This window comes from Pseudomonas sp. PS01301, assembly GCF_029960215.1.
Taxonomy (GTDB): domain Bacteria; phylum Pseudomonadota; class Gammaproteobacteria; order Pseudomonadales; family Pseudomonadaceae; genus Aquipseudomonas; species Aquipseudomonas coleopterorum.
In genome coordinates, this window is the sequence record NZ_JASCPM010000010.1 from 110,903 (window position 1) to 125,418 (window position 14,516).

Genomic DNA, 14,516 nt, shown 5'->3' on the forward strand with positions numbered 1-14,516 from the left:
CGTACCACCTCTGAAACCCCGCACGCCCTGGTCAAGATATCGATGCTGATTGGTACCTATTCCTCCGCCCTCGTGGCCGTATCGCTGTGTGTCGCCATCCTGGCGTCCTATACCGCACTCGATCTGGTCGGGCGCATCGCCACGGCGCAGGGTCGGGCGATCTATCTGTGGATGAGCGGCGGTGCGCTGGCGTTGGGTATCGGCGTGTGGTCGATGCACTTCATCGGCATGCTCGCCTTCGAATTACCTATCCAACTGGGCTACGACCTCGGCCTGACCGCCGCGTCGCTGCTCATCGCTGTCCTGAGCTCAGGGTTTGCCCTGTGGCTGGTCAGCCAGCCGCTGCTGCCCTGGCCACAATTGGTCGGCGGCGCGCTGATCATGGGCGCAGGCATCGGCAGCATGCACTACACCGGCATGGCGGCGTTGGAGATGCAGCCAGGCATCGTCTACGACCCGGTGCTGTTCGTCGCCTCCCTGGCCATTGCAGCGGGGGCTTCCGGCGCAGCGCTGTGGATCGCCTTCCGCCTGCGGCGCAACCGGCCGAACGTGCGACTGGCCCGGGCTGGCGCGTCGGTGGTGATGGGTATCGCCATCGTCGGCATGCACTATACCGGCATGGCCGCGGCCAAATTTCCCGAGGGCAGCGTGTGTGGTGGCGCCCTCGATGGCCTTACCGGGGATGGTCTCGATTACCTGGTGCTGGTCACGACCCTGGCGATCCTGGGCATGACCTTGCTGACTTCGGTGCTCGATGCGCGCCTGGAGTCGCGCACTGCGGCGCTGGCCAATTCCTTGACCCTGGCCAACCAGGAACTGACCCAACTGGCCCTGCACGACAACCTGACCGGGTTGCCCAACCGTATTCTCCTGGCCGACCGCATCGGCCAGGCGATCAGCCAGATCGAAGCGGTCGGCGGTTGCCTTGCGGTGATGTTCATCGATCTGGATGGTTTCAAGCCGGTCAACGACGCCTTCGGCCATCACATGGGCGACCAGCTGCTGCGCGCCGTCGCCTCGCGCCTGCGCACCAGCCTGCACGGCCAGGACACCCTGGCGCGGATCGGTGGCGACGAGTTCGTCCTGCTGGTAAGCCTTGAAGCAGCGGCCTATGCCAAGGGTATCGCCGCGCGTCAGGTTCACCTGATCGGCCAGACGTTCGAAGTCGCCGGACACAGCCTGCATATTTCCGCCAGCATCGGTATCGCGCTGTACCCCGGCAACGGCATCGACCAGAACGAGCTGCTGATGAATGCCGATGCGGCCATGTACCACGCCAAGAGCATTGGCAAGAACGGCTACAGCTTTTTCGAAAACTCGATGAACACAAATGCCCGCAAGCGCTTGCAGCTGCTGCAGGAGTTGCGTCTGGCGGTGGCCGAGCGTCAGTTGCGGCTGTTCTACCAGCCCAAGTTCGATGCCCGCAGCGGCAAACCGGTCGGTGCCGAAGCGCTGTTGCGCTGGGAACACCCACGCATGGGCCTGCTGGCGCCTGCGGCGTTCATCGACCTGGCGGAGACCACCGGGTTGATCATCGACATCGGCCACTGGGTGCTTGACGAGGCCTGTCGGCAGATGCGCGAATGGGTCGAGCTGGGCTTCCATGACTGGCGTGTCGCGGTCAACCTGTCGGCCCTGCAGTTCGGCCACGCCGGACTGGTGCGCAGCGTTGCCGTCACCCTGGCGCGGCACGGGCTGGCAGCTGCCAATCTGACTCTGGAAATCACCGAGAGCACCGCCATGAGTGACGCCGATGCCAGCATGACGGTGCTGCAGCAGCTGTCGGACATGGGCGTCGATCTGTCCATCGACGATTTCGGTACAGGCTATTCCAGCCTCATGTACCTCAAGCGCCTGCCTGCCAACGAGCTGAAGATCGATCGCGGCTTCGTTCGCGACCTGGAGCAAGACGGTGATGACGCTGCGATCGTCTCGGCAATCGTGGCGCTGGGTCAGGCGCTGGGCCTGCGTATCGTCGCCGAGGGCGTGGAGACCAGTAACCAGCAATTGTTCCTGACCCAGCTGGGGTGTGATTCCCTGCAAGGCTACCTGCTCGGACACCCGCTGCCGGCGGAGCGATTCATGCATGACATCCAGGCCGCCAGGCACATCGAAAGCGTCACTCGGGCCTAGGGCCGCTCGCGGGGCTTGCCATTAGATGGCCATAGGCTCGAAGATGTAGACCGTTGGTTTTCAGGCATGGAGCGTCTATGAGTTCCGATCCCCCGACCTTTGCCAAGTTCGGCAAAGGCTCCACGTCCATGCTCGATGCCGCTTCGCTCGAAGCGATTCTGCAGCAGGCCCGTGACTGGTCCCACAGCACCGCATGGGCCTGGTACCGGGCCGGTGAACAGCTGCACCTGGAAGGTCAGGGTGACCCGCAGCGCCATTGGCCGCTGGTCCTGGCCAACCACGAGCTGCAGCGCTTCTGCGACAGCTGCGGGCTGCAGCTGTGGCCAACCGGGCAGGGCGAGGCGGTGCTCGGCTGGCTGATGGCGCCGTTGCATATTCCTCATGACGGCGCGTTGGCCGACCTGGCCGCCGCCATTGGCCGGCAGGTCCAGACCGATGCCCTCGCCCGGGCGCAGATCACCCAGCGCGTGCTTTACGAAATCACCTACCTGGCCAGCTCCACCCGTGACCGTGGGATCTTCCTGGTGGGTGTGCACAAGCTGCTGGCCACCTTGATCGATGCGGAAAACTTCTACCTGGCGCTCTACGATGAGCAAAGCGGCAAGATCACCTACCCTTATTACGTCGATGTGATCGATGTCGAGGCGCTCGAAGCAGAGAACTACGAGTACCTCATTCCCGACCACCTGTCGTTGACCGGCCAGGTGTTGACCAGCGGCCAGCCACTGTTGATCGACTCCAAGGGCATTGCCTTGGCCGGGCGTCAGGGACGATTCCACTGTGTCGGGCATATTCCCGAGTTCTGGATGGGCTCGCCGCTCAAGAATGCCCGTGACGAAGTGTTCGGCATGATCGCCATGCAGGTCTACGACGTCGAACGTGCATACAGTGCCGAAGACCGCGCCTTGTTTCTGGTCGTGGCCCGGCATGTGGCCATGGCCTTGGACCGTATCCTGCACCGTGCCGACCTGGAAGAAACCGTGTCGCGCCGTACCCAGGAGCTGTCCCAGCTCAACGCGGCGCTGCGCCTGGAAGTCTCCGAGCGCAAACGTGCGGAGCATTTGCAGGTGGCGCTGTTCCAGATCGCCGAGTTGTCGAGCAAGCCCGGCGAACTCGATGGCCTCTATCACAGCCTCCACGTAATCGTCGGCGACCTGCTGTATGCACGTAATTTCTACATCGCCATCTTCGACGGCGAAAGTGGTGAAGTGAGCTTTCCCTATTACGTCGACGAACAACTCACCGGGCGACCGCAGCCGCGCCGTGGCAGGCGCGGATTGACCGAGTATGTGATTCGTCAACGCTGCGCCTGCCTGATCGACTTCGATGCCGCCACCCGCTTGATGATCCAGGGCGAAGTCGATGACACCCGCGAACCGATCCGCTCGCAATCCTGGCTGGGCGTTCCGCTGTTCGATGACGACCGCGTACGCGGCGTGCTGGTGGTGCAGAGTTACGCCACCGACGTGCACTACACTCTGCGCGACCAGGACCTGCTGACGTTCGTGTCGCGCCACATCGATACCGCACTGTCCCGGCGCAGCGCGGCCGAAGCCATCTATGAGGCGAACCTGCGCCTGGAAGCCCGTGTCCAGAGCCGAACCCGCGAGCTCGACCACGCCAATGCCAAGCTGCAGTACGAAAACGCCCACGACGCCCTGACTGCGCTGCCCAACCGCATCCATCTGCAACAACGTCTGGCACAGGCGTGGCATGAGTATTGCGCCAATGACCGTGAGTTGGTGGTGATGTTCATCGATCTTGACCGTTTCAAAATGGTCAATGACAGCTTTGGCCATCATTTCGGCGACCAGCTGCTCCTGGAGGCAGGGGCCCGCCTGCGCAGTTGCCTGCGAGAGGATGACCTGCTGGCCCGCTTGGGCGGCGATGAGTTCGCCGTGCTGGCACCGGGCTCGAGCCTGGAGGAGGCCGTGGAGATCGCCGAACGCATTCTGGTGGCCTTCGATCGCCCGTTCTTCATCAATGGCCATGAGGTGTTCTCGTCTTGCAGCATCGGCATCGTCGGCGCCGACAGTCAGTTCCACAGCGAACCTGCCGACCTGTTGCGCGATGCCGACAAGGCCATGTACCGGGTCAAAAGCGCCGGCCGCGACAGCTATGCGGTGTTCAACCAGGCGCTGCGCCGTGAAGTGTCCGACCAGGTCGAACAGGAAGGCGCGCTGCGCAATGCGCTCAAGCGCAGTGATGAGTTGCTGCCGTATTTCCAGCCGATCGTCGATGTCCAGACCGGTGAGGTGCAGGCACTGGAAGCATTGATTCGCTGGCATCAGCCGGATGGACGCATCATCGCGCCAGGACACTTTCTGCCGGCGCTCGAAGGTCTGCGGCTGATCGGTCGTCTCGACCTGTACATGCTTACCCGCGTGGCGCAGATTCTTGCCGAGCCCGCCCACGCACACTGGCCTCCGGTGCATGTGAACTGTTCCAGCTACAGCATCACCCGCAGCGGTTTTGCCGATGAAGTGCTCGCCGTACTGGCGCGCCACCAGGTGGACGCCTCACGGATCTGCCTGGAGTTGACCGAGGGTGCGCTGGTGGCCGAGCCGGCCATGGCCCAGCGCACCATGCAGCAGTTGGCCGAGCACGGCATGAGCGTGGTGCTGGACGACTTCGGCGCCGGTTTCTCTTCGCTCAGTTACGTCCACCAATACCAGTTCAATGGCCTGAAGATCGACAAGTCGTTCATTCTCGAGTTGACCGGCAGTTCGCGCAGCCGGGCCATCGTCCGCGCCATCGTGCGCATGGCCGAGTCGCTGGGCTTGACCGTGGTGGCCGAAGGGGTAGAGGACCTGGCCACTCTGCAGCTGCTGCGCGAGATGGGTGCATCTCAGGCGCAAGGTTATTACTTCGCCAAACCCGCTGCCATACAGGACCTTGATCTGACAGGGTGGAAGGCTGTCGTGACGGCAGTGCCACGGCCTGGCGCATTACATGACCTATGATCGGCGAAATCGTATTTTGAGAAACCAACCATGACCAACGTTGCAGCCAGGTACGCCGATGTGGTGATCATCGGAGGTGGCCTGAGCGGGACCCTGCTGGCCGTGCAGTTGCTCAGGCAGCCGCGCGGACAGCGTATTGTGATCATCGAGCCGCGTTCCGAGTTGGGCCGTGGGGAGGCCTACAGTGCTACCGAACTGGGCCACACCCTGAACGGCAACGCAGCGCGCATGAGTGTCGACCCGGACAATGCCGACGACCTGACCCAATGGCTTACCCAGTTCATCGACAATGGTGGTTGGCCCGAATCGGCCGAGCAGAATCTGCCTGTCGCGGAACTGTTTCCACCGCGCGGCATCTTCGGGCTCTACGCCCAGCAACGCCTGGCTGAGGCCCGCGCCCTGGCCCTCCGCTACGGCTCTACGGCGGAGCATGTCCAGGCGGAGGCGATCGACGTGCAGACGCACGGTGAGCAGGTCGAGGTGACTCTGGATGAAGGTCAAGTGTGGTTTGCACCCCACGCCGTGCTCGCCACCGGTATGTTTCCCGCTGCACGCACTGCTGTGAAGGCGCCCGGCGGACTGAACGCCGCCGCTATCGACCCGTGGGACGTGCAAACCATGCGAACGCTGGATCCGCAGGCGCGGGTGCTGATCATTGGCTCGGGGCTGACGATGGTAGATGCGGTGGTGTCCCTCGACCGCGCGGGTCACCGCGGCCCGATCACGGTGATCTCGAGGCACGGGTTGTGGCCTCATGTGCGTCGTCAGCCGCCGGCCTGGCCAGACTTTCTGACGGCAGCCAGCGACCCGAGCAGCCCGCGCCAGCTCATGGCCGAGGTGCGCAGCCAATGCCGCCAGGCCTTGCAGCAGGGGGTTGATTGGCAAGCGCCGCTGGACACCGTGAGGGTGCACATCGCACGGCTCTGGAGCCAGGCCAGCGAGCGGCAGAAACGGCAGTTCGTGCGCCATGTACGGCCCTGGTGGGAAAGCCACCACCATCGCTCGCCACCACCGAGCGATGCGCTGCTGCAGAAGGCCATCGCCGAAGGGCGACTTACCCTGCACGCGGCCTGCTACCTGAGCGCCGAAGGCACAACCTTGACCATCCGCCGCAGGGGTGAGTCAGTGCCTGTGCAACTGCACGGTGACGTACTGATCAATTCCAGCGGTATCGAATATGACTGGCGTCGCGTCGACAAGCCGTTGCCGCGCCAGCTATTGGCGCGTGGTCTGGTCAAGCCCGGGCCGCTCGCATTGGGCCTGCTGGCTGACGATGAAGGGGCCTTGCTGAACAGCGACGGGATTGCCAGCCGGCGTCTGTTCGCCATGGGGCCGCCGCTGCGTGGGATGTGGTGGGAGAGCACTGCGGTGACGGATGTGGCGGCTCAAGCCAAACGGCTAGCCACCACCTTGCTGGAGCCCGACTGAAGCAGGGGCGGTGAACGCCGCTGCTTCACGGGTCGATCAGTCGTTGGGTTCGGTCGTGTTGACGTAGGGCGGGACCTTGGCCAGCGGCAACTGTCGGGCCTGATCGGCTTGTATCCCCTTGCGTGATGGCAGCGGTTCCAGCTTCTGCACCTCGCCGGTCTGCAGCGAGCGCTCGATGGCTGCCAACACCCGCACATCACGCCAGCCTTCGTCGCCGTCCGCTTCAGGCTGGCGATCCTCCAGGATGCACTGGGAGAAATACTCGGTTTCGCCACCGAACTGGTCGACGACCGGGAAGGTATGCTCCTGCTTTTCGCCGTCGATGATCGAGCGATAGGCGATGGCCACGCCCTCGCCGAAACCGAAGCACGGCGAGGCCTCGAATTCACCTTGAGTGCCGATCAGTTGGAAGCGCTCGGTCGCCGGCAGGCTGAAGCTGACGGTGAAGGTCGCTTGCCGCTGTTCGGCAAAGCCTAGCGTGACGCTGACGGTATCGGGCGTATTAATGGGACGCCCGGGTGTTTGTGCGCCCACGGCGTGCACTTCCAGCGGCTCGCCGCCGAACAGGTTGCGCACGGCATTGAGCGGGTAGGGCCCCATGTCGGCAGCCGGGCCGGCCCAGAAACCACTTTTCATTCGATGATTTTCCGCCTTGGTGTGCTGGGTGAAGGTGGCGGTGAACAGCCGGGGCTCGCCAATATCGCCGTTGCGCACCCGCTGCACCATCTCCACGGTGCCGGGCTCGCAGTGCAGGCGGTAGGCGATCATCAGCTTGGCGTTGCCCCGTTCGGCGGCGGCGTTGATCGCCAGGCAATCTTCCTCGCTGGCTGCCATGGGCTTCTCCAGCAAGACATGGATACCGGCTTCCAGCGCCGGAACAGCGAATTCGCGATGGCGGAAATTGGGCGTGGCCAGGTAGATCGCATCGATTTCGCCGGACGCCAGCAGTTCGGGAAACTGCTCGTAGCTGTAGCTTTTGAGGTCATACAGCGCGGCCAGTTCGTCGGCCTTGATCGGGTCGCCGGTCACCAGCGCGGTCATCACCGAATTGCGGGTCTGGTCCACACCGGGCATGAATGCACCTTGCGAAATCCAGCCGCCGGCAACCACCGCATAACGAATCTTACCCTGAGCATCAGGCATGGGTCGGGCCTCCTTGTATCACCCGCGAAATGCGTAGTGTCTAGGAAGTCGGCAAGCACGAAGGGCAGGAGTTCCCGAAGATTGGGAGGAGGGGATGAATCGAGGTGGTGCGAGGTGCGGGAATCGAACCCGCACAACCAAAGGTCGTCAGATTTTAAGTCTGATGCGTCTACCAATTTCGCCAACCTCGCATGCTCGCGCATCATACTGATAAGGCTGGGAAATGTCATGCCCTAATGCCGCGCAACGATTGTCTGCGGTGAGCTCCCACATGCTAATAATCATTTCGCCATTATTGCGAGCGAACCTCCCAGTCCTCGCCTTTGTTTGCTAAAGTGGTCGCCGATTGAAAAAAGTTTTCATATGCCACGGTTGGCGACCATGCAATGGCTTGCAGCGCGCTGATTGGCCGCCAGGAGATACACTGTGACATCCAGCCAGACTTCGGTGTTGCTCGCCGCTGCCCTCGAGCAGTGCGCGCGCGAACCCATACGCACACCCGGCAGCATTCAGCCGCAGGGCTTCATGATGGTGCTCGATGCCGCTGCCGAGCGCGTGCTGCAGGTCAGCGATAACGTGCGTCATTGGCTGCAACTCGAGCCTGCACACGTGCTCGAATCCACTGTTGCAGAGCTCTTCGAGCACGGCAGTAACCTCTCGGCGCGCCTGGCCGCCTGGCCCGGAGAGGAGCGGCAGCCGTTCCATTTCGCCGACGTGCGTTTCGTCCGGGGCGGCCACCCGCGCACCATGGCGATGATGGTGCACCGTGCCGACGGCGTGATCATCGCCGAGTTCGAGCCCGCCGCCGACGAGGCCCATGCCTACGGTGCCCTGTATCCGCTGGTGCGGACCTTCATCAGCCAGTTGCACAATGCGGCAGACATCATCGAGCTGTGTCAGCGCTCGGTGGTCGAGGTCAAGCGCGTGACCGGCTTCGGCCGCGTCAAGGCCTACAGCTTCGATGCGGCCGGCAACGGCACGGTGCTGGCCGAAGTACGCGATGACCACTATCCCAGCTACCTGGGTCTGTGCTTCCCGGCCTCCGACATTCCCGCCCAGGCTCGGGAGTTGTATTGCAGCAACCGCATCCGGGTGATCGAAGATGCGAACTACCAGGCTTCGCCACTGGTGCCGGCCCACAACCCCGTCACCGGCGCGCCGCTGGACCTGAGCCTCGCGGCCTTGCGCAGTGTGTCGCCGGTACACCTGCAATACATGCGCAACATGCAGACCATGGCTTCGATGTCGATCTCGATCGTGGTCGACGGTCAACTCTGGGGTCTGATCTCCTGCCACCACGACCAGCCCCATGCGGTGGGCTTCCAGACCCGTACGGCCTGTGAGCTGTTGGGCAGCGTACTGTCGCTGCAGATCGAGACCAAGACCGCCCACGCGCAGAACGAGCGCATGCTCGAACTGCGCCGACACATCGTCCAACTGCTCTCGGCCATGGCCGACAGCGATAGCGTGCGTGCCGGCCTGATGGCTTTGCCGGAAACCTTTCTGGGCTTTACCCGCGCCAGTGGCGCGGCGATCATCGCCGAGGCGCGCTGCGAGTTGCTAGGCGATACGCCGCCCCAGGCGATGGTCGATGCTTTGGCGCTGTGGTTGGCCGAGCGCGGCGGACAGGAAATCTTCCACAGCGACAACGTTGGCCGCGACGTCCCCGATCTGCCGGAGCTGGCTCGGTACTGCGGCGGTGTCCTGGCCGTAGCCATTTCCGAAATCCATTCGCACTACCTGATCTGGTTCAAACCCGAGCAGGCCCGTACCGTCACTTGGGCGGGCCGTGCGGAAAAGAGTCTGGACAGTTCCGGGGTACTCAACCCGCGTGCCAGTTTCGAGAGCTGGCGCCAGGAAGTCAGTGGCTTCTCCAGCCCTTGGGATGCGCTTGAAATCGAAGGCGTACATGAGCTGCGCACTGCCGTGCTGGGCATTGTGCTGCGCAAGGCCGAGGAACTGGCGCAACTGGCGGGGGAACTGAAGAAGTCCAACAAGGAACTCGAAGCATTCTCCTACAGCGTTTCCCACGACCTGCGTGCACCGCTGCGGCACATCGCCGGCTATGCCGAACTGCTCACCGACTTCGAAGGGCCCAAGCTGTCCGAACGGGGCTTGCGCTTCCTGGAACACATCGGCGAATCGGCACGGTTCGCTGGGACCCTGGTTGACAACTTGCTGAGCTTTTCCCAGATGGGGCGTTCGGCCTTGCGCTTCACCGACGTCGACCTGAATGCGCTGGTCGAATCGATCCGCCTGGAGATGCGACCCGACTACGAAGGTCGCGATCTGCAATGGCACGTCGGACCCTTGCCGCGTCTGGTGGCCGATGCCGCTTTCGTGCACCTGGCGCTGCGCAATCTGCTGTCTAACGCCATCAAGTACAGCCGCACCCGCGAACACGCCGTGATCGAAGTGGGTGCCTACCAGCAGGACGCCGAGACGGTCATTTTCGTACGCGACAACGGCGTCGGTTTCGACATGGCCTACAGCGGCAAGCTGTTCGGCGTGTTCCAGCGCCTGCACCGCATGGAAGAGTTCGAAGGCACCGGCATCGGCCTGGCGAGCGTGCGCCGCATCATCGAACGACACGACGGCCGAGTCTGGGCCGAAGGCGCCCTGGACCAGGGAGCTACTTTCTATATGGCGTTGCCGAGACGCGCACATTCCGCCAGCACGAATCAACCGAGGTAAGCGATGCTCAAACCCATTCTTCTGGTCGAGGACAATCCCAAAGACCTGGAGCTGACCCTGGTGGCGCTGGAGCGCAGCCAGCTGGCCAATGAAGTGATCGTCATGCGCGACGGCGCCGAAGCGCTGGATTACCTGCTGCGCCGTGGCACCCATGCCAAACGCGACGAAGGTAACCCAGCGGTGTTGCTGCTTGATCTGAAGCTGCCGAAAGTCGATGGTCTGGAAGTACTCAAGATCGTGCGCGAGACCGCTGAGCTGCGCAGTATTCCTACCGTCATGCTGACCTCCTCCAAAGAGGAGCCCGATCTTGAGCGCGCTTACTCATTGGGAGTGAACGCCTACGTGGTGAAGCCGGTCGAATTCAAGGAGTTCGTCTCGGCCATATCCGATCTGGGCATCTTCTGGGCGGTCCTGAACGAGCCTCCACCGGGTTCGTCGCGAATCATTCGCCGTCCCGGCTCCTGATCCCGGATCACGCTGCCAGCGGTCCGGATCGCAACCGCACGCAGCGTGCCCAATGGCGCACGGATGGCGCACAGAGCGCCATACTCCAGTCACGTTTTCGGAATTCTATGTCGCCCAAGCCCTTGCAATTGCTGTTTGTGGAAGACAGCACTCACGACGCCGAGCTGGCGCTGCTGAACCTGGAGCGCGCCGGTCTGTGCGTCGAGCCTACCTTGGTGTTCAATCATCAGGCCGTAGAGCAGGCGCTGGCCAATGGCACGTTCGACCTGATCCTGTGCGATTACATGTTGCCGGGCTCTTCGGGACCACAGGTATTGCAGGCAGCGCAACGGCTGGCGCCGATGACACCCTTCATCTTCTTGTCCGGTGTCTATGGCGAAGAGCACGCAGTCGAGATGATGCGCCAAGGCGCCATCGACTACGTGCTCAAGCAGAACCTGAGTCTGTTGCCTCGGGCTATCCAGCGGGCGATGGACGAAGTCCACGAGCGTCGTCGTCGACGTAGTGCGGAGCGCTCGCTGCAGCACGCCGAAGTCCGCGCACACATTGCCACCAACGCCGCGCGCATGGGCATTTGGGATTATGCGCCGCTCACCGACACGCTGCTGTGGGACGAGCGCTGCCGGGAGCTGTACGAACTGCGTCCCGATACCGAAGTGAACATCCAGCTGTTCCTCGACCACTGCCACCCCGATGATCTGCCAGTGGTACAGGAGCGCATGGCGGCAGCGCTGACTGTGGATGACCAGCATCGGTTTCACATCGAATACCGCGTACTGCTGGACAGCGGCACCCTGCGCTGGATTTCCAGCCATGGCCAGGCGTTCTTCGAAGACGGCGTGTGCGTACGCTTCACCGGCGTTATCCAGGACGTCACCGAGCAGAAGCAGGCGACCCACGCCCTGCAACAGCTCAACGAGATGCTCGGCGAACGCGTAGTCAAGCGCACCCGGGAACGCGATCGTACCTGGGAACTGTCCCGCGAGTTGCTGGGCGTGATGCGTTTCGACATGTCACCCGTTTCGCTCAACCCCGCCTGGGAATCGACCCTGGGCTGGACCCGCGAACAGCTGGGCAACATGCAGCTGTGGGAAATCATTCATCCCGACGATCTCGCCGCCACACGTCGCGAAACCGAGAACATCGCCAATGGCAATGTCTCGACACGTTTCGTCAATCGCATGCGCCATGCCGACGGCGATTACCGCTGGTTGTCCTGGACCATCGTTCCCGATGAGGGTCTCATGTACGCGGCCGTTCGCGACATCACCGGTGAACGGGAAGTACTGGATGAGTTGGCCGGGGCTAACCATCAATTGCGCGAGCAGATCGATGAACGTCAGCGCATCGAGGCCACTTTGCATCAGTTGCAGCGCCTGGAAGCGGTCGGCCAGTTGACGGCGGGCGTAGCGCACGATTTCAACAACCTGTTGACGGTCATCTTGGCCAGCACCACCTTCATTGCTCGGGATTTCGAAAAGGGCAAGACCGAACGCATCCAGGGCCGTTTGCAGAACATCAAGGAAGCCGGTGAGCGTGGTGCCAAGCTGACCGGCCAGCTATTGGCGTTCTCCCGTCGTCAGCGTCTGGAGCCGGTTGCGGTGAACCTAAATGGTACCGTGGAAGGCATGATCGAGCTGTTGCAGCGCACCTTGGGTGGCAGTATCTGGATCGAGACCGACACCGCGTCCGACCTCTGGAATGCTTTGGTCGACCCGACCCAGACCGAGATGATCATTCTCAACCTGGCGATCAACTCGCGCGATGCCATGCCCGGCGGCGGTACCCTGCGCCTGTCCACGGCCAATGAAACCGTCAGCATGCCCGCCCAGCGTCCGGAAGATCCGGAACCTGGCAACTATGTCGTGCTGTCGATCCAGGACTCCGGGACTGGCATGAGCCAGCAGGTACTGGCCAAGGCGTTCGAGCCGTTCTTCACCACCAAGGAAGTGGGCAAGGGCTCAGGCCTGGGCCTGGCCCAGGTGTTCGGGTTTGCCAAGCAGTCGGGCGGGGGCGTGGCGATCATGACGTCGCCGGGCTATGGCACCACGGTCAAGGTGTACCTGCCAGGGGTTCCGGATCAGCTACTGACCCGCGACGACGAGGCGGTCGACGTTGCCGCTGCTCAGCAGGGCGGCGAACGCCAGACCATCCTTCTGGTAGACGACGACCATGACGTGCGCGAAGTGACCGCCACCATGCTGCAAGGGCTAGGTTACAGCGTGGTCGAAGCTGATAGTGCCGAGCAGGCTTTGAACAAGCTCGACCCCAATGTTGATCTGGTGCTGACCGACTTCGCGATGCCTGGAACCAACGGCGGCGAACTGGCACACATGATCCGTCGACGCCACCCGCGGTTGCCGATCGTTTTCATTACCGGCTACGCCGAATTGGAGGGGCTGGATTCCGAGCACTATCCATTGGTGCAGAAACCATTCCGCGAGCAGGATCTGGCCAGCAAGCTGCGTGCTGCGTTCGGGGCCTAGCGGCCTGCGGTCTTGGGCTCGGTTTTCGGGATCATGGGCACGCCGGCCTGGATCCGCTCATGGATTTCCTGGCGATGCACGGCAACATGGCGAGGTGCATCGATGCCCAGACGGACCTGTCCGCCCTTGATGTCGATGATGGTGATAAAGATATCTTCGTCGATCACGATGCTTTCGTCGGTGTTGCGCGTCAAGATCAGCATGATGGGCTCCCTGCGCTTGAAGACGGGTGTTCAAGGGCTGTCTGACTAGTGACGCGTGAGCCGTAGGAATAATTCCTTTTTATAATGTGTCTCAGTTGCCAGGGTGTCTTTGGTCAGGGTTTTCTGAACCTCGTGGCGTCCAATCGGTCACTTACTTACATAAGGCACCGCCTTTATTACTCACATGAGGTAGGCATATGACAGACGTAGAGTTGCAAACCACTCCGCAGTTCGAGGAATGGGACAAATCGTCGCAGAACTATCTGGACGAACAAGTTCGCCATGAAGAAACGCTCAAGAACGGCTGCCATATCGTGGTACGCGCACGCAAGATCGCCGAGGACAAGGTGTCCGTGTTCTTTGGAACCTATGGCCCAGACGGCCGGGTGATCAAGGAGCAAACCGAAATACGCGATGGATTGACGTGCGCGAAAGACGCGCTGGATTTTGCTACCGACAAAGCGAAACGCCACGCTGGCGGTGGGGCAGGGGCTCCGGACGATAATCATCACCAGGCAACACCTATCTGACACTCACTTCGCGCCGCGCTGCATCCTGGCTCGAGCCAGGTGCATGGCGGCGCATCAGGGACTGCGGCAGTAGCCGATCAGGCTTTGCCATCTCCCTTTTCCGGAGCAGGACTACCTGCCTGGATACGCTTGAAAATCTCTTCTCGGTGTACCTGTACATCCTTCGGTGCATCGATGCCGATTCGCACCTGCATCCCTTTCACGCCCAGGATAGTAATCTTGATGTCGTCATGAATGACGATGCTTTCGCCTACCTTGCGGGTGAGTATCAGCATGAACGGCTCCTTGATTCCTTTGCTTAGAATTTATCCGGTGTATGAAGTGTGTCCATTGCTACCTGAATAGGAGCGCGGCACGACAAATTTAATTCCCTCGAAGCGCCGGGTTTATGAACATTCGGCAGCCACGGCGCAACGAGTGGTAACAGTTGCCAGTATGGCGTGCTTCTTGGCAGGCGCCTAGCAGATTGGC

10 protein-coding genes and 1 tRNA gene are annotated in these 14,516 nt (G+C 62.1%); 7 read left to right on the top strand and 4 right to left on the bottom strand.

Features of this window, described 5'->3' with window-relative positions:
- The first annotated feature begins 42 nt into the window (after positions 1 to 42).
- The 3 genes from QMX89_RS07750 (at position 43) to QMX89_RS07760 (ending at position 6,524) form a co-directional block, all read left to right on the top strand.
- Positions 43 to 2,133, top strand: coding sequence for an EAL domain-containing protein (locus QMX89_RS07750; RefSeq protein WP_282347690.1), 2,091 nt, complete (start codon positions 43 to 45; stop codon positions 2,131 to 2,133).
- Between the two features lie 128 nt (positions 2,134 to 2,261).
- The gene (locus QMX89_RS07755; protein ID WP_282347708.1) at positions 2,262 to 5,096 is read left to right on the top strand and encodes an EAL domain-containing protein; all 2,835 of its coding nucleotides are present in this window, start codon (positions 2,262 to 2,264) and stop codon (positions 5,094 to 5,096) included.
- 30 nt (positions 5,097 to 5,126) lie between these two features.
- Entirely contained in the window at positions 5,127 to 6,524 is a 1,398-nt protein-coding gene (locus tag QMX89_RS07760; RefSeq protein WP_282347692.1) for an FAD/NAD(P)-binding protein, read from the top strand.
- A 36-nt stretch (positions 6,525 to 6,560) separates the two neighbouring features.
- Here the strand turns inward: QMX89_RS07760 and QMX89_RS07765 are convergent, their stop codons facing one another.
- Both QMX89_RS07765 and QMX89_RS07770 read right to left on the bottom strand, forming a co-directional pair.
- Entirely contained in the window at positions 6,561 to 7,667 is a 1,107-nt protein-coding gene (locus tag QMX89_RS07765) for a Gfo/Idh/MocA family oxidoreductase (protein ID WP_282347693.1), read from the bottom strand.
- A 105-nt stretch (positions 7,668 to 7,772) separates the two neighbouring features.
- Positions 7,773 to 7,858 (bottom strand) — tRNA-Leu (locus tag QMX89_RS07770).
- 235 nt (positions 7,859 to 8,093) lie between these two features.
- Here QMX89_RS07770 and QMX89_RS07775 point away from each other — a divergent pair.
- From QMX89_RS07775 to QMX89_RS07785, 3 genes are all read left to right on the top strand, one after another.
- The gene (locus QMX89_RS07775; protein ID WP_282347694.1) at positions 8,094 to 10,361 is read left to right on the top strand and encodes an ATP-binding protein; all 2,268 of its coding nucleotides are present in this window, start codon (positions 8,094 to 8,096) and stop codon (positions 10,359 to 10,361) included.
- Between the two features lie 3 nt (positions 10,362 to 10,364).
- Positions 10,365 to 10,826 carry a response regulator gene (locus QMX89_RS07780; RefSeq protein ID WP_056842562.1) on the top strand — a complete coding sequence of 154 codons (462 nt, stop codon included), beginning with the start codon at positions 10,365 to 10,367 and terminating at the stop codon, positions 10,824 to 10,826.
- Positions 10,827 to 10,933: 107 nt separating this feature from the next.
- Positions 10,934 to 13,312, top strand: coding sequence for a response regulator (locus QMX89_RS07785; protein ID WP_282347695.1), 2,379 nt, complete (start codon positions 10,934 to 10,936; stop codon positions 13,310 to 13,312).
- On the opposite strand, the gene csrA (QMX89_RS07790) is transcribed toward QMX89_RS07785, so the two are convergent.
- The gene (csrA, locus tag QMX89_RS07790; protein ID WP_282347697.1) at positions 13,309 to 13,515 is read right to left on the bottom strand and encodes a carbon storage regulator CsrA; all 207 of its coding nucleotides are present in this window, start codon (positions 13,513 to 13,515) and stop codon (positions 13,309 to 13,311) included. The two genes, QMX89_RS07785 and csrA (QMX89_RS07790), sit on opposite strands and share 4 nt — an antisense overlap.
- Positions 13,516 to 13,712: 197 nt before the next feature.
- On the opposite strand from csrA (QMX89_RS07790), the gene QMX89_RS07795 reads away from it, so the two are divergent.
- Complete coding sequence (locus tag QMX89_RS07795; RefSeq protein ID WP_049860189.1) at positions 13,713 to 14,045, top strand: hypothetical protein; 333 nt, start codon at positions 13,713 to 13,715, stop codon at positions 14,043 to 14,045.
- Between the two features lie 77 nt (positions 14,046 to 14,122).
- On the opposite strand, the gene csrA (QMX89_RS07800) is transcribed toward QMX89_RS07795, so the two are convergent.
- Complete coding sequence (gene csrA / locus QMX89_RS07800; protein ID WP_043189867.1) at positions 14,123 to 14,320, bottom strand: carbon storage regulator CsrA; 198 nt, start codon at positions 14,318 to 14,320, stop codon at positions 14,123 to 14,125.
- Between the last annotated feature and the right edge of the window lie 196 nt (positions 14,321 to 14,516).